Below are 18,157 nucleotides of genomic sequence, written 5' to 3'. Positions count from 1 at the left end.
ACGGGCCTCCTGTCCGCCCCGTGACCCGTCACAGGCGTCACGGAGTTGGCTCGACCGCGTGACCCGCCTCCGCAGATCCGCGACCTCCGGTCGCGGCTACCACCGCGTCCGTTCCGGACGCGGTTTCTCGTTCCGTGACCCCGACGGCAACACCGTGACCGATCCGGAGGAGCGCCGTCGGCTCGAGGAGTTCGTGATCCCGCCGGCGTGGGACGACGTCTGGATCTCCCCGTACGCGAACGGCCACATCCTGGCTACGGGCACGGACGGTGCTGGGCGCCGCCAGTACATGTACCACCCGTCCTGGCGTGAACGGATGGACCGGATCAAGTACGACCGTGCGCTGGCACTGGCGGAGTCCCTGCCGGTCGCCCGCCGCGGTGTCACGCAGGACCTCCGTCGCCCCGAGCCGGACCGCCGCCGTGCGCTGGCCGCAGCGTTCCGCATGCTCGACCAGGGGTCCCTCCGGGTCGGGTCCGAGCGGTACGCCACCGAGCACGGCAGTCGGGGGCTGTCCACGCTGCTGTGCGCGCACGCCCACGTGTCGGGCGACGACATCGAGCTCGACTTCCCCGGCAAGAGCGGGCAAGAGTGGTCGTCGTCGATCCACGACCACGACCTGGCGCGGGTCATCGCCGGCATGAAGCGTCGCGGGCCCAACGCGCGGTTGCTCTCGTTCCGCGAGCGTCGCGGTGCGGAGTGGGAGCCGCTCTCCGCCGAGGACATCAACGCGTACGTGAAGGAACGCGCGGGCGACGAGTTCACCGCGAAGGACTTCCGGACCCTGCACGGCACGGTCGCGGCCGCGGTCGACCTGGCGAAGACCGGGCCGCAGTCGTCCCAGGCCAAGCGGAAGAAGGCCGTCTCGCACGCCGTGAAGGCCGCCAGCGACGAGCTCGGCAACACCCCGACGGTGTGCCGACAGAGCTACATCGACCCCCGGTTGCTCGACGCGTACGACCACGGGGAGACCATCGACCCGAACCGCCTGGCGTCCGCCGAGGCCGAGGTCCGGGCACTGCTCTACCGACAATGACCCGGGGGCCGTCCGGATGACGTAGCGTTGGTCGACGTGCCGGACCACCCCCACACGGCACGGAAGGACCCACAACAGTCGTGACCGACGAGTGCATCCACGGATTCCCCACCGAGCTCTGCGACATCTGCGCACCCCGGCAGCGCGAGGCGTCGGAGATCCCAGCCACCCCGGCCCCCCGCCGGACCCGCATCACCACCAACCTGCGCGTCGACCCGCCGGCCTCCGGGCCCGGGACGTCGCTCCGGTCGCCGACGTCGCTCCGTTCGTCGTCCGCCGACCTGCCCGAAGCACGTGAGTTCGCAGCGCTCCGCGCCCACCACGTCACCCACATCGACAACCTCGACGGCATCGTCGGTGCCGGCGCGATCCTGGCGTCCGACAAGGCCGAGCCGGTCGTGGACGTCAGTTCCGCCGACACCCGCGCCGCCCGCGCCGAGGCCGAGGCGCCCGACGGCTCCTCGATCGCCGGCCACGTGCCGTTCACGCTGTCACCCGACGCCACCCGCTGGGACGAGCTCCGTACGGGCGCCGAGGGCGAGCGCTGGTCGGACGCCGCCCGCCGCACCCGGGCGATCGACTACGTCGTGCTCGTCGTGCCGGTCTCCGCGTTCGGTGCCTCGGTGATCGTCGCCGACCAGGACGCCGACGCCGACGACGTCCGGTTCGCCGTCGGTCCCGACGCCGGCACGAACCTGATCCGTCGCACCGACTTCACGGACCCGGAGATGCACGGCCTCGAGCTGCTCGCCGGACCGAGCGTGCCGTTCACGTCGGTCGCGGTCATCGGCGTGCCGAACGACAAGGCTCGGCAGACCGTCCGCGCCGTGCTCGCCGACCACGGTGGACACGCTCCTCGAGTGGCCGTGTTCCCGCCGTGGTTCGTGCCCCCGGTGACCGCCGAGTGACGGTCTCCTGACCCGTGTCGACGCACCCTCCGGACCCCGTCCGGAGGGTGCGTCGCGTTGCGAGGCCGAGCCGGGCCTCCAGGCCGTCCGATCCGCGTGGATCCGGGCAAGCGAGCCGGCGGGACACGCCCGGTAATTCGCGACACGCCCGGGTTGCACGTGGGCCGGGGCTATGCGAGACTTGTCCGGTTCCGAATTCCCCGTGGGTGTACGCCCACAGGATCACTGCTCTGGCAGTGCACAACCCCCTTGTTCAGCAGGGCTGGGTTGGGCCGCAGGCAGCAGAACACGACTCCCCGAAGGGTGACGGACGCGGTGTACCACTGCTGCGCCCGGAGCACGAGGCAGTCGATTGCCCACGCTGGACGGCCACGGTCGCCCGCGAGGTTGACAGGTGAACAGCGGTCATCCCCAGTGGATGCGGCCGGTTGGTTCAGGAAAACAGCACGGTCCGCAGGAATGCGGAACCGAGCGGCGTCAGGCGGCCAGAGGGTGCGCGGCGCAGAGAGGACAAGAGACACATGGCGGGACAGAAGATCCGCATCCGGCTCAAGTCGTATGACCACGAGGTCATCGACACGTCGGCCCGGAAGATCGTCGACACGGTGACCCGTGCCGGTGCAACCGTGGTCGGCCCGGTGCCGCTCCCCACCGAGAAGAACGTGATCGCAGTGATCCGTTCCCCTCACAAGTACAAGGACTCGCGCGAGCACTTCGAGAAGCGCACGCACAAGCGGGTCATCGACATCGTCGACCCGACGCCGAAGGCCGTGGACTCGCTCATGCGACTCGACCTGCCGGCAGACGTCAACATCGAGATCAAGCTGTAAGGGGGCTGACCAATGGCGAACTCAACCAAGACCGTCAAGGGCCTCCTCGGCAAGAAGCTCGGGATGACCCAGGTGTGGGACGAGAACAACAAGTTCATCCCCGTCACCGTCATCGAGGTCGGCCCGAACGTGGTCACCCAGATCCGCAACGCTGAGCGCGACGGCTACGAGGCGATCCAGATCGCCGCCGGCGCCATCGACCCGCGCAAGGTCAACAAGCCGGCCGCTGGCCACTTCGAGGCCGCTGGCGTGACCCCGCGTCGCACCCTCACCGAGATCCGTACCAACGACTCCGCTGAGTACACGCTCGGCCAGGAGCTCACCGTGGACGGCACGTTCACGGCGGGCCAGAAGGTCGACGTCGTCGGTACCTCCAAGGGCAAGGGCTTCGCCGGTGTCATGAAGCGCCACGGCTTCCACGGCGTCGGCGCCTCGCACGGTGCGCACCGCAACCACCGCAAGCCCGGCTCGATCGGTGCTTCCTCGACCCCGTCGCGCGTCTTCAAGGGCATGCGCATGGCTGGTCGTATGGGTGGCGACCGCGTGACCGTCCTCAACCTCACGGTGCACGCCGTCGACGCCGAGAAGGGTCTGCTGCTCGTCAAGGGCGCCGTCCCCGGTGCTCGTGGCCGCTCCGTCTTCGTCCGCACCGCCGTGAAGGGTAAGTGATCATGGCCACCACGACCGCAACCACGATCGACGTCCTCGACGCATCGGGTGCCAAGTCCGGCACCGTCGAGCTCCCCGCAGCTCTCTTCGACGTCGAGACCAACGTCCCGCTGATCCACCAGGTCGTCACCGCGCAGCTCGCAGCCGCGCGTCAGGGCACCCACAAGACCAAGAACCGTGGCGAAGTCCGCGGTGCCGGTCGCAAGCCGTTCAAGCAGAAGGGCACCGGCCGCGCCCGTCAGGGTTCCGTCCGTGCTCCGGAGCACACCGGCGGTGGCGTCGTCCACGGACCGACCCCGCGCGACTACTCGCAGCGCACCCCGAAGAAGATGATCGCCGCTGCTCTGCTCGGCTCGCTCTCGGACCGCGCCCGCGGTGGCCGCATCTCCGCTGTGGAGGGCTTCGTCGCGGCTGAACTGCCGTCGACCAAGACCGCCCGCACGCTCCTCGAGAAGGTCGCGCCCGTCAAGAACGTGCTCGTCGTGCTCGAGACGGACGACGAGCTGACGCTCAAGTCGATCCGCAACCTGTCGAACGTCCACGCGCTCTCGTACGGCCAGCTCAACGCCTACGACGTGCTGCGTTCGGACGCCGTCGTCTTCAGCAAGAGCGCCCTCGACGCCTTCATCGCGTCGAAGACCGCGAAGGAGATCACCGCATGAGCGGCTTCAACAAGGACCCGCGCGACGTCATCATCTCGCCGGTCGTCTCGGAGAAGAGCTACGCGCTCATCGACCAGGGCAAGTACACGTTCATCGTGGACCCCCGCTCGAACAAGACCGAGATCAAGCTCGCCATCGAGAAGATCTTCGACGTCAAGGTCGCGAGCATCAACACGCTGAACCGCCCGGGCAAGACCCGTCGCACCAAGTTCGGTCTCGGCAAGCGCAAGGACACCAAGCGCGCCATCGTGACGCTCAAGTCCGGTTCGATCGACATCTTCACGGCTGTCGGCTGAGGACCAGAGGGATAAATCATGGCTATTCGTAACTACAAGCCGACGACCCCCGGTCGTCGCGGCTCGTCGGTCGCCGACTTCGCTGAGATCACCCGTTCGACTCCGGAGAAGTCACTGCTTCGTCCGCTGCCGAAGACCGGTGGTCGCAACAGCTCCGGCCGTATCACCACGCGTCACATCGGTGGTGGCCACAAGCGCCAGTACCGCGTGATCGACTTCCGTCGCTCCGACAAGGACGGCGTCGACGCCAAGGTCGCTCACATCGAGTACGACCCCAACCGCACTGCGCGCATCGCGCTCCTGCACTACGTGGACGGCACGAAGCGGTACATCATCGCGCCGAACAAGCTGAAGCAGGGCGACGTCATCGAGCAGGGCCCCGGCGCCGACATCAAGCCCGGCAACAACCTGCCGCTGCGCAACATCCCCGTGGGTACCGTCGTGCACGCCATCGAGCTCCGCCCCGGTGGCGGCGCCAAGATGGCCCGCTCCGCCGGCGCCTCGGTGCGTCTCGTCGCCAAGGACGGCCCCTACGCGCAGCTCCGTCTGCCGTCGGGCGAGGTCCGCAACGTCGACGCACGCTGCCGCGCCACGATCGGCGAGGTCGGCAACGCCGAGCAGTCGAACATCAACTGGGGCAAGGCCGGCCGCATGCGCTGGAAGGGCGTCCGCCCGACCGTCCGTGGTGTCGCCATGAACCCGGTCGACCACCCGCACGGTGGTGGTGAGGGCAAGACGTCCGGTGGTCGTCACCCGGTCAGCCCCTGGGGCCAGTCCGAGGGCCGTACGCGCAAGCCGAACAAGCCGAGCGACAAGCTCATCGTCCGTCGCCGTAACGCCGGCAAGAAGCGCAAGTAGGAGTTCAGAAGATGCCACGCAGTCTGAAGAAGGGCCCCTTCGTCGACGAGCACCTGCTCCGCAAGGTCGTCACGCAGAACGAGGCCAACACCAAGAACGTGATCCGTACGTGGTCGCGTCGGTCGATGATCGTCCCGAACATGCTCGGGCACACGATCGCCGTCCACGACGGCCGCAAGCACATCCCGGTGTTCGTCACCGAGTCGATGGTCGGTCACAAGCTCGGCGAGTTCGCGCCGACCCGCACCTTCCGTGGTCACGTGAAGGACGACAAGAAGGGCCGTCGCCGCTGAGGCGGCGACGCAGAGGAGGAACGAAATGGTGGAGTCGATCGCACGCGTGCGACACATCCGCGTCACGCCTCAGAAGGCCCGTCGCGTCATCGAGCTGATCCGCGGCAAGCAGGCCCACGAGGCCCTCGCCATCCTGAAGTTCGCCCCCCAGGGCGCTTCGGAGCCCGTGTACAAGCTGGTCGCCTCGGCGATCGCGAACGCACGGGTCAAGGCGGACTCGACGAACAGCTTCCTCGACGAGCGCGACCTCTACGTGAGCCGCGTCTTCGTCGACGAGGGCACGACCCTGAAGCGGTTCCAGCCGCGCGCCCAGGGCCGCGCCTTCCGCATCAACAAGCGCACCAGCCACATCACGGTCGTCCTCGCGACGCCCGACGAGGCCGAGGTTGCCGCGACGAGCAAGAAGGCGAGCAAGTAATGGGCCAGAAGGTCAACCCGTACGGCTTCCGTCTCGGGATCACGACGGACCACGTCTCGCACTGGTTCACCGACAGCAAGAAGGCCGGTCAGCGTTACGCCGACTACGTGGCCGAGGACATCAAGGTGCGCGAGTACCTGAAGAAGACCCTCGACCGCGCCGGCGTCGCACGCATCGAGCTCGAGCGCACCCGTGACCGTGTCCGCGTGGACATCCACACGGCTCGTCCGGGCATCGTCATCGGCCGCCGCGGCGCCGAGGCGGAGCGCGTTCGCGGTGAGCTCGAGAAGCTCACCAAGAAGCAGATCCAGCTGAACATCCTCGAGGTCAAGAACCCCGAGACCGAGGCCCAGCTCGTCGCGCAGGGCATCGCCGAGCAGCTCTCCGCTCGTGTCGCGTTCCGTCGCGCCATGCGCAAGGGCCTGCAGGGTGCACAGCGCGCCGGCGCCAAGGGTGTCCGCATCCAGGTGTCGGGTCGTCTCGGCGGCGCCGAGATGTCGCGTTCGGAGTTCTACCGCGAAGGCCGTGTGCCGCTGCACACCCTCCGCGCGAACATCGACTACGGCTTCTACGAGGCCCGGACCACGTTCGGCCGCATCGGCGTGAAGGTCTGGATCTACAAGGGCGACATCACGAACAAGGAGCTCGCTCGCGAGCAGGCGAACCAGCGTTCGTCGCGCCCGGAGCGTCGTGGCGGCCCGCGCGGTGAGCGTGGCGACCGTGGCGGCGACCGTCGTGGCGGCGACCGCGGTGACCGTCGTCCGCAGCAGGCCCCGCAGGACGCGCCTGCCGGCGCAGGAGTTGAGGCGTAACCATGCTTATTCCCCGTCGAGTCAAGCACCGCAAGCAGCACCACCCGAAGCGTTCGGGTCAGGCCACCGGTGGTACCAAGGTCAGCTTCGGCGACTACGGCATCCAGGCCCTCACCCCGGCGTACGTGACCAACCGTCAGATCGAGTCCGCTCGTATCGCCATGACGCGTCACATCAAGCGTGGTGGCAAGGTCTGGATCAACATCTACCCGGACCGTCCGCTGACCAAGAAGCCCGCCGAGACCCGCATGGGTTCCGGTAAGGGTTCGCCCGAGTGGTGGGTCGCGAACGTGAAGCCGGGCCGGGTGCTCTTCGAGCTCTCCGGCGTCAGCGAGGAGATCGCCCGTGAGGCGTTGACTCGTGCAATCCACAAGCTGCCCCTCAAGGCACGCATCATCAAGCGCGAGGAGGGCGACGCATAATGGCGATCGGTTCCAAGGAGCTCCGTCCGACGGAGCTCGACACGTTCGAGAACGAGCGTCTCGCTGACGAGCTGAAGAAGGCCAAGGAGGAACTCTTCAACCTCCGCTTCCAGTCGGCCACCGGCCAGCTGGAGAGCCACGGTCGTCTCCGTGCCGTCAAGCGCGACATCGCCCGCATCTACACCGTCCTCCGCGAGCGCGAGCTCGGCATCCGTGCCACTCCCGCGCCCGTCGAGACCGCCCCCAAGGCCAAGAAGACGACGAAGAAGGCTGACAAGCCGGCCGAGTCGACCGAGGCCGAGACCGCCGAGGAGAAGTAATGGCGAACGAAGAGAAGAACTCCGCCGCCCTCACTCGCGGCTACCGCAAGACGCGTCGCGGCTACGTGACGAGCGACAAGATGGACAAGACCATCGTGGTCGAGGTCGAGGACCGCGTGAAGCACGCGCTCTACGGCAAGATCATCCGTCGTACGTCCAAGGTGAAGGCCCACGACGAGCTCGGCACCGCTGGTGTCGGCGACCTCGTCGTGATCAGCGAGACCCGTCCCCTCAGCGCCTCCAAGCGCTGGCGCCTGGTCGAGATCCTCGAGAAGGCCAAGTAGGCCTCGGCCTGCTTCGGAATAGGAGACAGCAGTGATTCAGCAGGAATCCCGCCTGAAGGTCGCCGACAACACGGGTGCCAAGGAGATCTTGACCATCCGCGTGCTCGGTGGCTCGGGTCGTCGCTACGCCGGCCTCGGTGACGTCATCGTCGCCACGGTGAAGGACGCCATCCCCGGCGGCAACGTGAAGAAGGGTGACGTCGTCAAGGCAGTCATCGTTCGCACCAAGAAGGAGACCCGTCGTCAGGACGGCTCCTACATCAAGTTCGACGAGAACGCGGCAGTGATCCTCAAGGCCGACGGCGACCCGCGCGGTACGCGCATCTTCGGTCCGGTCGGTCGCGAGCTCCGTGACAAGAAGTTCATGAAGATCATCTCGCTCGCGCCGGAGGTGCTGTAAGCCATGGCGAACATCAAGAAGGGTGACCTCGTCCAGGTCATCACGGGCGCGACGCAGGAGCGTGGCGGCGACCGTGGCAAGCAGGGCAAGGTCATCGAGGTCCTCAAGGACAAGAACCGCGTCGTCGTCGAGGGCGTGAACTTCGTCACGAAGCACGTCCGCGTCGGTCAGACGCAGCGTGGTTCGAAGACCGGTGGCATCGAGCAGCACGAAGCCTCGATCCACGTCTCGAACGTCGCACTCGTCGACCCGAAGACGAAGAAGCCGACGCGTGTCGGCTTCCGCACCGAAGAGGTGGAGAAGGACGGCGTCAAGAAGACCGTCCGTGTCCGCTACGCGAAGAAGTCTGGTGAGAAGCTCTGATGACTGACACGACTGCTGCGCCCGCTGGCAAGATCCAGCCGCGCCTCAAGCAGAAGTACCTGGCCGAGATCAAGACGGCCCTCACCGAGCAGTTCGGTTACGCGAACGTCAACCAGGTCCCCGGCCTGGTCAAGGTCGTCGTGAACACCGGTGTCGGCGAGGCCGCTCGTGACTCCAAGATCATCGAGGGGGCCATCAAGGACCTCACGGCGATCACGGGTCAGAAGCCCCAGGTCAACATCGCCCGCAAGTCCATCGCACAGTTCAAGCTGCGCGAGGGTCAGGCCATCGGCGCGCACGTCACCCTCCGTGGTGACCGCGCGTGGGAGTTCCTGGACCGCCTGGTGACGCTCGCACTGCCCCGCATCCGCGACTTCCGCGGTCTCAGCGACAAGCAGTTCGACGGCAACGGCAACTACACGTTCGGTCTCACGGAGCAGTCCGTGTTCCACGAGATCGACCAGGACCGCATCGACCGTGTCCGCGGCTTCGACATCACTGTCGTCACCACCGCGAAGACGGACGACGAGGGACGCGCGCTGCTCCGCCAGCTCGGCTTCCCGTTCCGCTCCAACGAGCAGACGGTCTAAACTACTTCGGGCGGTGCGGGCCGGAGGATTCACGTCCTCCGGCCCGCACGCACGAACACACCGATCTCGGGGAACCGCCCCGGGATCACTCGATCGCTCAGGTCGGCATTCGTGGAACGGGTGTCGAAACCAGGCGAGAAATGGACGAACATCATGACGATGACCGATCCGGTCGCAGACATGCTGACCAGATTGCGGAACGCGAACTCCGCGCACCACGACGCAGTCGCGCTCCCGAGCTCCAAGCTCAAGAAGAACATCGCCGACATCCTCAAGCGTGAGGGCTACATCAGCGAGTGGAAGGTGGAGGACGCCCGAGTCGGGCAGACCCTCACCATCGACCTGAAGTACGGCCCCGAGCGCGAGCGTTCGATCGCCGGCATCAAGCGCGTCTCGAAGCCGGGCCTCCGGGTCTACGCGAAGTCGACGGAGATCCCCCAGGTCCTCGGTGGCCTCGGCGTGGCGATCCTCTCGACCTCCTCCGGCCTCCTGACCGACCGCGAAGCCGAGCAGAAGGGCGTGGGTGGGGAAGTCCTCGCCTACGTGTGGTGATCGACAATGTCACGAATCGGACGTCTCCCCATCGACATCCCCGCCGGCGTCACCGTCTCCGTTGACGGTCAGAACGTGGCGGTCAAGGGCCCGAAGGGCGAGCTCGCGCTCGTCATCGCTGAGCCCATCCAGGCCAAGGTCGAGGAGAACCAGGTCCTCGTCACCCGTCCGGACGACGAGCGCGAGTCGCGTTCGCTCCACGGACTGACCCGGACCCTCATCGCCAACAACATCATCGGCGTGACCCAGGGCTACACCAAGGGCCTCGAGGTGGTCGGTACGGGTTACCGTGTCGCGGCCAAGGGCTCGAACCTCGAGTTCGCCCTCGGGTACTCCCACTCGATCACGGTCGAGCCGCCGGCGGGCATCAGCTTCGCGGTGGAGGGCAACAACAAGGTCACCGTCGCCGGTATCGACAAGCAGGCTGTCGGCGAGGTCGCCGCGAACATCCGGAAGCTCCGGAAGCCCGAGCCCTACAAGGGCAAGGGTGTCCGTTACGCCGGCGAGAACGTGCGCCGCAAGGCCGGAAAGTCAGGTAAGTGATCATGGGACTCCTCAAGACACGAGGCAAGAGCAAGGCGGCCGCCAAGGCGCGTCGTCACAACCGTCTCCGCAAGAAGATCACCGGCACCGAGGCTCGTCCCCGTCTCGCCGTCACCCGCTCGTCGCGTCACGTGTTCGTGCAGGTCATCGACGACTCGAAGGGTCACACCCTCGCAAGCGCCTCGACGATGGAGGCAGACCTCCGCTCGTTCGACGGCGACAAGACCGCCAAGGCCCGTCGCGTCGGTGAGCTCCTCGCCGAGCGCGCGAAGTCGGCTGGCGTCGAGGCCGTGGTCTTCGACCGCGGTGGCAGCAAGTACGCCGGTCGCGTCGCCGCGATCGCCGATGGTGCCCGTGAAGGAGGGCTGAACCTGTGAGCGACAACGCGAACACCAACGAAGACGCCAAGACCGAGGCCGTCGAGGCCACGGAGACCGAGGCTGTCGAGACCACGGAGACCACCGAGGCGAGCACGGAGGCCACGGCCACCGACGCAACCGCCGAGGCGACCACCGAGGGCGCCAAGACCGGCAAGGAGGCGGAGGCACCTGCCGTCGCCGAGCGTCCGGTCGAGACCGCCGCGGGCTCCGCGTCGAACAACCGCGACTCCGCTGACAACCGTGGCCGTCGTGGTGGCGGTCGTGACCGTCAGCAGGGCCGCGACCGCAACAACCGCGGTGGCGACAGCCAGTTCCTCGAGCGCGTGGTGACCATCAACCGCGTCTCGAAGGTCGTCAAGGGTGGTCGTCGCTTCAGCTTCACGGCGCTCGTCGTCGTCGGTGACGGCAACGGCCTCGTGGGCGTCGGCTACGGCAAGGCCAAGGAGGTCCCCACGGCGATCTCCAAGGGTGTCGAAGAGGCGAAGAAGAACTTCTTCCGCGTCCCCCGCGTCGGCAACACGATCCCGCACCCGGTGCAGGGTGAAGCCGCCGCTGGCGTCGTCCTCCTGCGTCCGGCCGGCCCCGGTACCGGTGTCATCGCCGGTGGTCCGGTCCGCGCCGTGCTCGAGTGCGCCGGCATCCACGACGTCCTGAGCAAGTCGCTCGGCTCGTCGAACACCATCAACATCGTGCACGCGACCGTCGAGGCCCTGAAGCAGCTCGAGGAGCCCCGCGCCGTCGCGAGCCGTCGTGGCCTCGACGTCGAGCGGGTCGTCCCGGCCCGTCTGCTCCAGGCCGAGGCCGCAGCCCTGCGTGCCGCGACCGAGAAGGCAGGTGCGTGATGGCGATGCTGAAGATCACGCAGATCAAGTCCGTTATCAGCGAGAAGCAGTACCAGCGCGACACCCTGCGCAGCCTGGGCCTCAAGCGCATCGGCCGTTCGGTCGAGCGTGAGGACAACTCCCAGAACCGCGGGTACATCGCGACGGTGGCGCACCTCGTGAAGGTCGAGGAGGTCGACGCATGAGCGACGAGAAGAACGAGCGCGTGCAGGTGCTGAAGCTGCACCACCTCCGTCCTGCAGAGGGCGCCAAGAAGGACCGCACCCGTGTTGGTCGCGGTGAGGGCTCGAAGGGCAAGACCGCTGGGCGTGGTACCAAGGGCACGAAGGCCCGTTACCAGGTCCGGGTCGGCTTCGAGGGTGGGCAGATGCCGCTGCACATGCGCACCCCGAAGCTCCGCGGGTTCAAGAACCCGTTCCGGGTCGAGTACCAGGTCGTGAACCTGGACAAGATCTCGGAGCTCTACCCCGATGGTGGCGACGTCACCGTTGCGGGCCTGGTCGCCAAGGGCGCCGTCCGCAAGAACGAGAAGGTCAAGGTTCTCGGTCAGGGTGACATCACCGTGAAGATCACGGTCACGGTCGACAAGGTCTCGGCGTCCGCCGCCGAGAAGATCGTGGCTGCTGGCGGCACCGTCTCCCAGTAACCCCCGTCGGCGGCCCGTGCGTTTGCGCACGGGCCGCCGTTACGGTTTCCTTGACAGTGGCCGGCATCCGCCAGCCGGGTCGGCCCTGCCGACCGAAACCGGTCCGGCCGCGATCGACGGCCCCGGTCCCACAAGTTCGGAGTCATCGTGTTCAGAGCGGTCGCGCGCATCATGCGCACCCCTGATCTTCGCAAGAAGATCGGCTTCACCCTCGCGATCATCGCGCTGTTCCGTCTCGGGTCGTACATCCCGGCACCGTTCGTCGACTACGCCGCCGTGCAGAGCTGTCTCGCCAGCGCGTCGTCCTCCGGCGGTCTCTACGACCTCATCAACCTCTTCTCCGGCGGCGCGCTGCTGAAGCTCTCGGTCTTCGCGCTCGGCATCATGCCGTACATCACGTCGTCGATCATCGTGCAGCTGCTGCGTGTGGTCATCCCGCACTTCGACACCCTCTACAAGGAGGGCCAGTCGGGCCAGGCCAAGCTGACGCAGTACACGCGCTACCTCACGATCGCGCTCGGTGTCCTGCAGTCCACGACCCTGATCACGGTCGCCCGCTCCGGCGCCCTGTTCGGCACCAACGCCTCCGCGTCCTGCACGTCGATCATCTCGAACGACAGCTGGTACGCCATCATGCTGATGGTCGTCACGCTGACCGCCGGTACCGGCCTCATCATGTGGATGGGCGAGCTCGTCACCGAGCGCGGCATCGGCAACGGCATGTCGCTCCTGATCTTCACGTCGATCGCGGCGCAGTTCCCGTCGGCGCTCTGGGCGATCGAGCAGTCGCAGTCGTTCGAGCTCTTCCTGTTCGTGATCCTGGTCGGACTCGTGATCATGATGGCCGTCGTGTTCGTCGAGCAGTCACAGCGGCGGATCCCTGTGCAGTACGCCAAGCGCATGGTCGGGCGGCGGACGTACGGCGGCAACAACACCTACATCCCGATCAAGGTGAACATGGCCGGCGTCGTGCCCGTCATCTTCGCCTCGTCGCTGCTGTACCTGCCGGCCCTGATCGCGCAGTTCAACCAGCCCTCGGACGGTTCCGAGCCGGCCGCGTGGGTGACCTGGATCCAGAACAACCTGACCTCGGGTGACAACTGGTTCTACATGGTCCTGTACTTCCTGCTCATCGTCGGGTTCACGTACTTCTACGTGGCGATCACCTTCAACCCCGAAGAGGTCGCCGACAACATGAAGAAGTACGGCGGGTTCATCCCCGGCATCCGTGCCGGTCGTCCGACCGCCGAGTACCTCGACTACGTCCTCACCCGGGTGACGCTGCCCGGCTCGCTCTACCTCGGTCTCATCGCGCTCATCCCGCTGGCAGCACTGGCGCTGTTCGGCGCGAACCAGAACTTCCCGTTCGGTGGCGCGAGCATCCTCATCATCGTGGGTGTCGGTCTCGAGACCGTGAAGCAGATCGACTCGCAGCTGCAGCAGCGTCACTACGAAGGGCTTCTCCGTTGAGCGCACGTCTCATCATCGTCGGACCTCCCGGAGCCGGGAAGGGCACCCAGGCCGGCCGCATCGCCGACTCCTTCGGGATCCCCGCGATCTCGACCGGGGACATCTTCCGCAAGAACGTGGCAGAGGGCACGCCCCTCGGTGTGCAGGCGAAGGCGATCATGGACGCCGGCGACTACGTGCCGGACTCCCTGACGAACGAGCTCGTGAAGTCCCGCCTGCAGGAGCCCGATGCCGAGCACGGCTTCCTGCTGGACGGCTACCCGCGCACGGTCGGTCAGGTCGAGTACCTCGACGCACTGCTCGCTGAGCAGGGCACCGGGATCGACGCCGTCGTGCAGCTCGTCGCCGACCAGGACGAGCTCGTCGGTCGCCTGCTCAAGCGCGCCGAGGACCAGGGCCGCAGCGACGACAACGAGGAGACGATCCGTCGTCGCCAGCAGGTCTACGCCGAGCAGACGGCGCCCATCGTGGCGGCGTACGGCGAGCGTGGCCTCGTCGTCGACGTCGACGGCCTCGGCGCCATCGACGAGGTCGGCGACCGCATCCAGACGGCACTGGCGGGCCGCGGGCTCTCCGCGACCGTCTGACCAGCGTGGTGCGGTTCAAGAAGCCCTCGATCTACAAGACCCCGGACGAGCTCCGGGCGATGGTCCGGCCGGGTCTGCTGACCGCCGAGGCGCTCGACGCCGTCCGTGCAGCGATCCGCCCCGGGATCACCACCGGTGAACTCGATGCGATCGCCGAGCGCACCATCCGGGACGGCGGTGGAGTCCCGAACTTCCAGCTCGTGCCCGGCTACCGCCACACGCTGTGCGTGTCGGTGAACGACGAGATCGTGCACGGGATCCCCGGTGAGCGCGTGCTCGCGCCCGGCGACATCGTGTCGGTGGACGCCGGCGCCGAGGTCGACGGCTGGAACGGCGACAGCGCGTTCACGACCGTCGTGCCCGGCGGCGACGCTGCGGTCACCGCAGCCCGTCAGACGCTCTGCGACACGACCGAGCGGTCGCTCTGGCACGGCATCTCCGCGCTCGCCCACGCGAAGAACCTGCACGAGGTCGGCTCCGCCGTGGAGGACGCGATCGACGAGACCGGTGCGTGGGGCATCGTCGAGGACTACACCGGCCACGGCATCGGCCGGTCGATGCACGAGGAACCGCCGGTCTTCAACTACCGCGTCCGTGGCGCCGGCCCTGCCGTCAAGCCGGGGCTGGTGGTCGCCATCGAGCCGATGGTCACGGCCGGCGCCATCAACAGCTCGACGGACGACGACGAGTGGACGGTCCGGACGCTCGACGGCTCGGACGCCGCGCACTGGGAGCACAGCGTCGCGGTGCACGCGGCCGGCATCTGGGTGCTCACGGCCGCCGACGGCGGCGCTCGGGGCCTGGCCCCGCTGGGTGTGACGCCCGTCCCGATCCCGTAGGACGGGCCTCCAGTCCGCACGCGGTGCCCACGCTGGGTGTCTCCGTACGATGCGACGGCCGGGAGGCCCGGCTGGCGTCCGCCGCGTCGAAGACGTCGCGTGGACCCACCCGACCACCGCCGGGCGCACGCGCCGTGGCGTCGCGTCAGTTGCCGACGGAGCAGGTCTCCTCGGAGGCGCTCTGCCCGGTGATCGACGAGGGCAGCGGCGTCGCCGACGCGGTCGGCGTCCGCGTGGCGGTCGCGCTCGACGTCGCCGACGGTGTGCCGGCGGACGACGAGGTCCCGGACGAACCCGAGGTGCCGGACGACCCTGAGGAGCCGGACGACCCGGTGCTGCTCGACGTCCCGCCGCTCGACGGCGACTCCTCGGAGGCGCGACCGGTGCTCGAGTCGCTCAGCGACGACCGGACGTCGTTCTGCAGCGCCACGTTCAGTGTGTGGGCCGTCTCCTGGTCGACGATCACGCGGGCGCTGTCGGCGGGGTCGTCGGCCACCGGGTACTGCACGAAGAGCATGTTGGCCGTGCTCATCCCGCGCAGGGCTGCCGCGAGCTTGACGAGGGTGCCGGTCTGGGCCAGGCCGTCGGACAGCGTCATGTTGGACAGGGCGGCGCCGGCCAGCTTGTAGAGCGTGATCGGGTTCGAGAGCGTGCCGTCCGAGGTGACCTTGCGGAGGAGCGCCGACAGGAACACCTGCTGCGAGCTGATGCGGGCGAGGTCGCTGCCGTCGCCGACCCCGTGGCGGGTGCGCAGGAAGGCCAGGGCGTCCGAGCCCTCGAGGGAGTGCGAGCCCGTCGTGAGGTGCAGGCCGGTGAACGTGTCGTCGATCGGCTCGGCGACGCAGACGTCCACACCGCCGAGGGCGTTCGACATCTCGATCACGCCGTCGAACGTGATGAGCCCGGCGTAGGGGATGCTCAGGCCGGTCAGGTTCTCGACCGTGTCCACGACGCAGGAGACACCGCCGTTGCCGAGCGCGGTGTTGAACATCGCCGAGGTGGAAGCCGGGTAGGTCGTGCCGGTCGCGGGGTTCGTGCAGGCCGGGATGGGGACCATCAGGTCGCGGGGGAAGCTGACCGCGGTGAGCTGCTGGTGGTCCGCCGAGATGTGGATGAGCATCGTGACGTCGTTGCGGGCGCCCTCGACGTCCTCGTCGGAGTCGAACTGGCCGACCCGGGTGTCGCTCCCGATGAGCAGGATGTTCGCCCCGCCCTTGATCGCCGAGATGTCCGCCGTCTTCGCGGTGCTCTGGTCGTCGGTGCTCAGCGCGACGGTCTGCGGCGCGGTGGCGAGCTGTGCCCCGGCGATCGCGGCGACGCTCGTGCCGCTGACGAGCAGGACGGCGACGGCGGACGCGACGACGGTGACGAACGTGCCCCAACCCCGGCGACGGGCCTGCTTGCCGTGGCTGGCGAAGGGGCGTCGGATGGCGTCGGGCACGTGTTCTCCGTTCGGTGGTCCGGCGCGAGCTGCGGGTGCGACGGACGTGGCTGCGGAGCAAAACTACGGTTCGCGCGCATGTGTGCGCCCGGAGCGCGCCGTCAAACCACTGTGCAACGCTCAGGCACGGCCCCGGAAGCCCCAGACGTGGGGTGTTCCGCGTCCCCACTTGGCAATTGCGGGTTTACCACATAAGATCGATCTTTGGTGTGTCATGCCCTCTCGGGTGTGGCGACCGACCCGCAGACCGGTTCGGGGATCACACCTGTTCCACAACCAAGCGACAGTGAGGCTATGGCCAAGAAAGACGGCGTCATCGAGATCGAAGGCTCGGTGCTCGAAGCTCTGCCCAACGCGATGTTCCGCGTTGAGCTGACGAACGGACACAAGGTCCTCGCGCACATCTCCGGGAAGATGCGCCAGCACTACATCCGCATCCTCCCCGAGGACCGCGTGATCGTGGAGCTGAGCCCGTACGACCTGACCCGCGGCCGGATCGTCTACCGCTACAAGTGATCCGCGAGCTGGAAAGGAACGGCACGGCAATCCTGCCGAGCACGAAGCCAGCGAGCACGAGGAAAGAACCATGAAGGTCAACCCCAGCGTCAAGCCCATCTGCGAACACTGCCGTGTGATTCGCCGCAAGGGCCGCGTCATGGTGATCTGCAAGAGCAACCCGCGTCACAAGCAGCGCCAGGGCTAGTCCCGGGCGCGTGACCGGCGCCGACGGTGTCCATCGGACACCAGGCTGCTCGAGCACGACCCACAACTGAAGATCGACAACGCAGTACCAGAACCCGGTCGCACGACGACCGGGGGACACCTCGGGGCGGAGGCCCGAGCACCGGTACTGCGCCACACCTCCATCGACAACAGGAGCAGCCATCACATGGCACGTCTAGCAGGCGTCGACATCCCGCGCGAGAAGCGCGTGGAGATCGCACTCACGTACATCTACGGCGTCGGCCGTACCCGCGCCGTCCAGGCACTGACGGAGACCGGTATCTCCGGTGACATCCGCGTCAAGGACCTGACCGACGACCAGCTCGTCGCCCTCCGTGACTTCATCGAGGGCAACTTCAAGGTCGAGGGTGACCTCCGCCGTGAGGTCGCCGCCGACATCCGCCGCAAGGTCGAGATCGGCAGCTACGAGGGTCTTCGCCACCGTCGTGGTCTCCCGGTGCGCGGTCAGCGCACCAAGACCAACGCTCGTACCCGCAAGGGACCGAAGCGCACCGTGGCAGGCAAGAAGAAGGCTCGATAGGAGACCCCGATGGCTACCCCCAAGACTGCCGCGCGCAAGCCGCGCCGCAAGGAGAAGAAGAACGTCGCTGTGGGCCAGGCTCACATCAAGAGCACGTTCAACAACACGATCGTCAGCATCACCGACCCGTCGGGTGCCGTCCTCAGCTGGGCGTCCTCGGGTGCCGTGGGCTTCAAGGGTTCGCGCAAGTCGACGCCGTTCGCGGCGCAGCTCGCTGCCGAGTCCGCTGCGCGTCAGGCGCAGGAGCACGGCGTCAAGAAGGTCGACGTCTTCGTGAAGGGCCCGGGTTCGGGTCGCGAGACCGCGATCCGCTCCCTCCAGGCCGCTGGCCTCGAGGTCGGCTCGATCAACGACGTCACGCCGCAGGCGCACAACGGGTGCCGCCCGCCCAAGCGCCGTCGCGTCTGACGCGAGGAGCAACCGGCCGCGCCC

At 67.6% G+C, this 18,157-nt stretch carries 31 protein-coding genes; 29 read left to right on the top strand and 2 right to left on the bottom strand.

The window, feature by feature from the left end:
• Positions 1-58: 58 nt before the first annotated feature.
• From DEJ08_RS17000 to rplE, 16 genes are all read left to right on the top strand, one after another.
• Positions 59-1,036, top strand: coding sequence for a DNA topoisomerase IB (locus DEJ08_RS17000; protein ID WP_111053729.1), 978 nt, complete (start codon positions 59-61; stop codon positions 1,034-1,036).
• 80 nt (positions 1,037-1,116) lie between these two features.
• Positions 1,117-1,944 (top strand): DarT ssDNA thymidine ADP-ribosyltransferase family protein, encoded by an 828-nt coding sequence (locus DEJ08_RS16995; RefSeq protein ID WP_111053730.1) that lies wholly within the window; start codon positions 1,117-1,119, stop codon positions 1,942-1,944.
• A 521-nt stretch (positions 1,945-2,465) separates the two neighbouring features.
• The gene (gene rpsJ / locus DEJ08_RS16990; protein ID WP_017885534.1) at positions 2,466-2,774 is read left to right on the top strand and encodes a 30S ribosomal protein S10; all 309 of its coding nucleotides are present in this window, start codon (positions 2,466-2,468) and stop codon (positions 2,772-2,774) included.
• 12 nt (positions 2,775-2,786) lie between these two features.
• Entirely contained in the window at positions 2,787-3,443 is a 657-nt protein-coding gene (gene rplC / locus DEJ08_RS16985) for a 50S ribosomal protein L3 (protein WP_027466731.1), read from the top strand.
• Between the two features lie 2 nt (positions 3,444-3,445).
• Positions 3,446-4,105: a 50S ribosomal protein L4 gene (gene rplD / locus DEJ08_RS16980; RefSeq protein ID WP_027466730.1), complete on the top strand. Its 660-nt coding sequence runs from the start codon at positions 3,446-3,448 to the stop codon at positions 4,103-4,105.
• Positions 4,102-4,401: a 50S ribosomal protein L23 gene (rplW, locus tag DEJ08_RS16975; protein ID WP_027466729.1), complete on the top strand. Its 300-nt coding sequence runs from the start codon at positions 4,102-4,104 to the stop codon at positions 4,399-4,401. The genes rplD and rplW overlap by 4 nt, the downstream gene beginning before the upstream one ends.
• 18 nt (positions 4,402-4,419) lie before the next feature.
• Positions 4,420-5,259: a 50S ribosomal protein L2 gene (gene rplB / locus DEJ08_RS16970; RefSeq protein ID WP_027466728.1), complete on the top strand. Its 840-nt coding sequence runs from the start codon at positions 4,420-4,422 to the stop codon at positions 5,257-5,259.
• 11 nt (positions 5,260-5,270) lie between these two features.
• A complete protein-coding gene (gene rpsS, locus DEJ08_RS16965) occupies positions 5,271-5,552 on the top strand; it encodes a 30S ribosomal protein S19 (RefSeq protein WP_017885529.1) in 282 nt (93 codons plus the stop codon).
• A 25-nt stretch (positions 5,553-5,577) separates the two neighbouring features.
• Positions 5,578-5,970: a 50S ribosomal protein L22 gene (gene rplV / locus DEJ08_RS16960; RefSeq protein ID WP_035809257.1), complete on the top strand. Its 393-nt coding sequence runs from the start codon at positions 5,578-5,580 to the stop codon at positions 5,968-5,970.
• Positions 5,970-6,782: a 30S ribosomal protein S3 gene (gene rpsC, locus DEJ08_RS16955; protein WP_017885527.1), complete on the top strand. Its 813-nt coding sequence runs from the start codon at positions 5,970-5,972 to the stop codon at positions 6,780-6,782. Before rplV ends, rpsC begins: the two co-directional genes overlap by 1 nt.
• Before the next feature lie 2 nt (positions 6,783-6,784).
• Positions 6,785-7,204 (top strand): 50S ribosomal protein L16, encoded by a 420-nt coding sequence (gene rplP, locus DEJ08_RS16950; RefSeq protein WP_017885526.1) that lies wholly within the window; start codon positions 6,785-6,787, stop codon positions 7,202-7,204.
• Complete coding sequence (gene rpmC / locus DEJ08_RS16945) at positions 7,204-7,524, top strand: 50S ribosomal protein L29 (protein WP_017885525.1); 321 nt, start codon at positions 7,204-7,206, stop codon at positions 7,522-7,524. Before rplP ends, rpmC begins: the two co-directional genes overlap by 1 nt.
• Positions 7,524-7,808 (top strand): 30S ribosomal protein S17, encoded by a 285-nt coding sequence (gene rpsQ / locus DEJ08_RS16940; protein ID WP_017885524.1) that lies wholly within the window; start codon positions 7,524-7,526, stop codon positions 7,806-7,808. The genes rpmC and rpsQ overlap by 1 nt, the downstream gene beginning before the upstream one ends.
• 31 nt (positions 7,809-7,839) lie before the next feature.
• Entirely contained in the window at positions 7,840-8,208 is a 369-nt protein-coding gene (gene rplN, locus DEJ08_RS16935) for a 50S ribosomal protein L14 (protein ID WP_017885523.1), read from the top strand.
• Positions 8,209-8,211: 3 nt separating this feature from the next.
• Positions 8,212-8,571 carry a 50S ribosomal protein L24 gene (gene rplX / locus DEJ08_RS16930; RefSeq protein ID WP_017885522.1) on the top strand — a complete coding sequence of 120 codons (360 nt, stop codon included), beginning with the start codon at positions 8,212-8,214 and terminating at the stop codon, positions 8,569-8,571.
• A complete protein-coding gene (gene rplE, locus DEJ08_RS16925) occupies positions 8,571-9,161 on the top strand; it encodes a 50S ribosomal protein L5 (protein ID WP_042537502.1) in 591 nt (196 codons plus the stop codon). The genes rplX and rplE overlap by 1 nt, the downstream gene beginning before the upstream one ends.
• Positions 9,162-9,190: 29 nt before the next feature.
• Here the strand turns inward: rplE and DEJ08_RS16920 are convergent, their stop codons facing one another.
• Positions 9,191-9,343, bottom strand: coding sequence for a hypothetical protein (locus DEJ08_RS16920; RefSeq protein ID WP_194622743.1), 153 nt, complete (start codon positions 9,341-9,343; stop codon positions 9,191-9,193).
• On the opposite strand from DEJ08_RS16920, the gene rpsH reads away from it, so the two are divergent.
• The 9 genes from rpsH to map all read left to right on the top strand — a co-directional run bounded on the left by rpsH (position 9,315) and on the right by map (position 15,020).
• Positions 9,315-9,713 (top strand): 30S ribosomal protein S8, encoded by a 399-nt coding sequence (rpsH, locus tag DEJ08_RS16915; RefSeq protein ID WP_017885519.1) that lies wholly within the window; start codon positions 9,315-9,317, stop codon positions 9,711-9,713. The two genes, DEJ08_RS16920 and rpsH, sit on opposite strands and share 29 nt — an antisense overlap.
• 6 nt (positions 9,714-9,719) lie before the next feature.
• Complete coding sequence (gene rplF, locus DEJ08_RS16910; RefSeq protein WP_017885518.1) at positions 9,720-10,256, top strand: 50S ribosomal protein L6; 537 nt, start codon at positions 9,720-9,722, stop codon at positions 10,254-10,256.
• Positions 10,257-10,258: 2 nt separating this feature from the next.
• Complete coding sequence (gene rplR / locus DEJ08_RS16905) at positions 10,259-10,633, top strand: 50S ribosomal protein L18 (protein WP_027466725.1); 375 nt, start codon at positions 10,259-10,261, stop codon at positions 10,631-10,633.
• Positions 10,630-11,478, top strand: a complete 849-nt coding sequence (gene rpsE / locus DEJ08_RS16900) for a 30S ribosomal protein S5 (protein ID WP_071406161.1) — start codon at positions 10,630-10,632, stop codon at positions 11,476-11,478. The genes rplR and rpsE overlap by 4 nt, the downstream gene beginning before the upstream one ends.
• Positions 11,478-11,663, top strand: a complete 186-nt coding sequence (rpmD, locus tag DEJ08_RS16895; protein WP_017885515.1) for a 50S ribosomal protein L30 — start codon at positions 11,478-11,480, stop codon at positions 11,661-11,663. The genes rpsE and rpmD overlap by 1 nt, the downstream gene beginning before the upstream one ends.
• A complete protein-coding gene (gene rplO, locus DEJ08_RS16890) occupies positions 11,660-12,124 on the top strand; it encodes a 50S ribosomal protein L15 (RefSeq protein ID WP_027466723.1) in 465 nt (154 codons plus the stop codon). The genes rpmD and rplO overlap by 4 nt, the downstream gene beginning before the upstream one ends.
• A gap of 147 nt (positions 12,125-12,271) precedes the next feature.
• Positions 12,272-13,594, top strand: coding sequence for a preprotein translocase subunit SecY (gene secY / locus DEJ08_RS16885; protein WP_027466722.1), 1,323 nt, complete (start codon positions 12,272-12,274; stop codon positions 13,592-13,594).
• Entirely contained in the window at positions 13,591-14,181 is a 591-nt protein-coding gene (locus DEJ08_RS16880) for an adenylate kinase (protein WP_110863215.1), read from the top strand. Before secY ends, DEJ08_RS16880 begins: the two co-directional genes overlap by 4 nt.
• A 59-nt stretch (positions 14,182-14,240) precedes the next feature.
• Positions 14,241-15,020 (top strand): type I methionyl aminopeptidase, encoded by a 780-nt coding sequence (map, locus tag DEJ08_RS16875; protein WP_375342374.1) that lies wholly within the window; start codon positions 14,241-14,243, stop codon positions 15,018-15,020.
• Between the two features lie 145 nt (positions 15,021-15,165).
• Here map and DEJ08_RS16870 read toward each other — a convergent pair whose 3' ends face one another.
• Positions 15,166-16,461: an LCP family protein gene (locus DEJ08_RS16870; protein ID WP_111053731.1), complete on the bottom strand. Its 1,296-nt coding sequence runs from the start codon at positions 16,459-16,461 to the stop codon at positions 15,166-15,168.
• A 294-nt stretch (positions 16,462-16,755) separates the two neighbouring features.
• Here DEJ08_RS16870 and infA point away from each other — a divergent pair, with 294 nt between their 5' ends.
• The 4 genes from infA (at position 16,756) to rpsK (ending at position 18,133) form a co-directional block, all read left to right on the top strand.
• Positions 16,756-16,977 carry a translation initiation factor IF-1 gene (gene infA / locus DEJ08_RS16865; RefSeq protein WP_017885509.1) on the top strand — a complete coding sequence of 74 codons (222 nt, stop codon included), beginning with the start codon at positions 16,756-16,758 and terminating at the stop codon, positions 16,975-16,977.
• A 70-nt stretch (positions 16,978-17,047) separates the two neighbouring features.
• Entirely contained in the window at positions 17,048-17,164 is a 117-nt protein-coding gene (gene rpmJ, locus DEJ08_RS16860) for a 50S ribosomal protein L36 (RefSeq protein WP_022903266.1), read from the top strand.
• A 186-nt stretch (positions 17,165-17,350) separates the two neighbouring features.
• Positions 17,351-17,725 carry a 30S ribosomal protein S13 gene (gene rpsM, locus DEJ08_RS16855; protein WP_017885508.1) on the top strand — a complete coding sequence of 125 codons (375 nt, stop codon included), beginning with the start codon at positions 17,351-17,353 and terminating at the stop codon, positions 17,723-17,725.
• A gap of 9 nt (positions 17,726-17,734) precedes the next feature.
• A complete protein-coding gene (gene rpsK, locus DEJ08_RS16850) occupies positions 17,735-18,133 on the top strand; it encodes a 30S ribosomal protein S11 (protein WP_017885507.1) in 399 nt (132 codons plus the stop codon).
• The last annotated feature ends 24 nt before the right edge of the window (positions 18,134-18,157 follow it).

The sequence above is a fragment of the Curtobacterium sp. MCLR17_054 genome (genome assembly GCF_003234335.2).
GTDB classification, from domain to species: Bacteria; Actinomycetota; Actinomycetes; order Actinomycetales; family Microbacteriaceae; genus Curtobacterium; species Curtobacterium flaccumfaciens.
This window is presented reverse-complemented; position numbering and strand designations above follow the sequence as displayed.

Coding starts and splice junctions, on each gene's coding strand:
- rpsJ (WP_017885534.1), top strand. CDS start 2,466: ATGGCGGGACAGAAGATCCGCATCCGGCTCAAGTCGTATGACCACGAG.
- rplC (WP_027466731.1), top strand. CDS start 2,787: ATGGCGAACTCAACCAAGACCGTCAAGGGCCTCCTCGGCAAGAAGCTC.
- rplD (WP_027466730.1), top strand. CDS start 3,446: ATGGCCACCACGACCGCAACCACGATCGACGTCCTCGACGCATCGGGT.
- rplW (WP_027466729.1), top strand. CDS start 4,102: ATGAGCGGCTTCAACAAGGACCCGCGCGACGTCATCATCTCGCCGGTC.
- rplB (WP_027466728.1), top strand. CDS start 4,420: ATGGCTATTCGTAACTACAAGCCGACGACCCCCGGTCGTCGCGGCTCG.
- rpsS (WP_017885529.1), top strand. CDS start 5,271: ATGCCACGCAGTCTGAAGAAGGGCCCCTTCGTCGACGAGCACCTGCTC.
- rplV (WP_035809257.1), top strand. CDS start 5,578: ATGGTGGAGTCGATCGCACGCGTGCGACACATCCGCGTCACGCCTCAG.
- rpsC (WP_017885527.1), top strand. CDS start 5,970: ATGGGCCAGAAGGTCAACCCGTACGGCTTCCGTCTCGGGATCACGACG.
- rplP (WP_017885526.1), top strand. CDS start 6,785: ATGCTTATTCCCCGTCGAGTCAAGCACCGCAAGCAGCACCACCCGAAG.
- rpmC (WP_017885525.1), top strand. CDS start 7,204: ATGGCGATCGGTTCCAAGGAGCTCCGTCCGACGGAGCTCGACACGTTC.
- rpsQ (WP_017885524.1), top strand. CDS start 7,524: ATGGCGAACGAAGAGAAGAACTCCGCCGCCCTCACTCGCGGCTACCGC.
- rplX (WP_017885522.1), top strand. CDS start 8,212: ATGGCGAACATCAAGAAGGGTGACCTCGTCCAGGTCATCACGGGCGCG.
- rplE (WP_042537502.1), top strand. CDS start 8,571: ATGACTGACACGACTGCTGCGCCCGCTGGCAAGATCCAGCCGCGCCTC.
- rpsH (WP_017885519.1), top strand. CDS start 9,315: ATGACGATGACCGATCCGGTCGCAGACATGCTGACCAGATTGCGGAAC.
- DEJ08_RS16920 (WP_194622743.1), bottom strand. CDS start 9,343: ATGTCTGCGACCGGATCGGTCATCGTCATGATGTTCGTCCATTTCTCG.
- rplF (WP_017885518.1), top strand. CDS start 9,720: ATGTCACGAATCGGACGTCTCCCCATCGACATCCCCGCCGGCGTCACC.
- rplR (WP_027466725.1), top strand. CDS start 10,259: ATGGGACTCCTCAAGACACGAGGCAAGAGCAAGGCGGCCGCCAAGGCG.
- rpmD (WP_017885515.1), top strand. CDS start 11,478: ATGGCGATGCTGAAGATCACGCAGATCAAGTCCGTTATCAGCGAGAAG.
- rplO (WP_027466723.1), top strand. CDS start 11,660: ATGAGCGACGAGAAGAACGAGCGCGTGCAGGTGCTGAAGCTGCACCAC.
- map (WP_375342374.1), top strand. CDS start 14,241: ATGGTCCGGCCGGGTCTGCTGACCGCCGAGGCGCTCGACGCCGTCCGT.
- infA (WP_017885509.1), top strand. CDS start 16,756: ATGGCCAAGAAAGACGGCGTCATCGAGATCGAAGGCTCGGTGCTCGAA.
- rpmJ (WP_022903266.1), top strand. CDS start 17,048: ATGAAGGTCAACCCCAGCGTCAAGCCCATCTGCGAACACTGCCGTGTG.
- rpsM (WP_017885508.1), top strand. CDS start 17,351: ATGGCACGTCTAGCAGGCGTCGACATCCCGCGCGAGAAGCGCGTGGAG.
- rpsK (WP_017885507.1), top strand. CDS start 17,735: ATGGCTACCCCCAAGACTGCCGCGCGCAAGCCGCGCCGCAAGGAGAAG.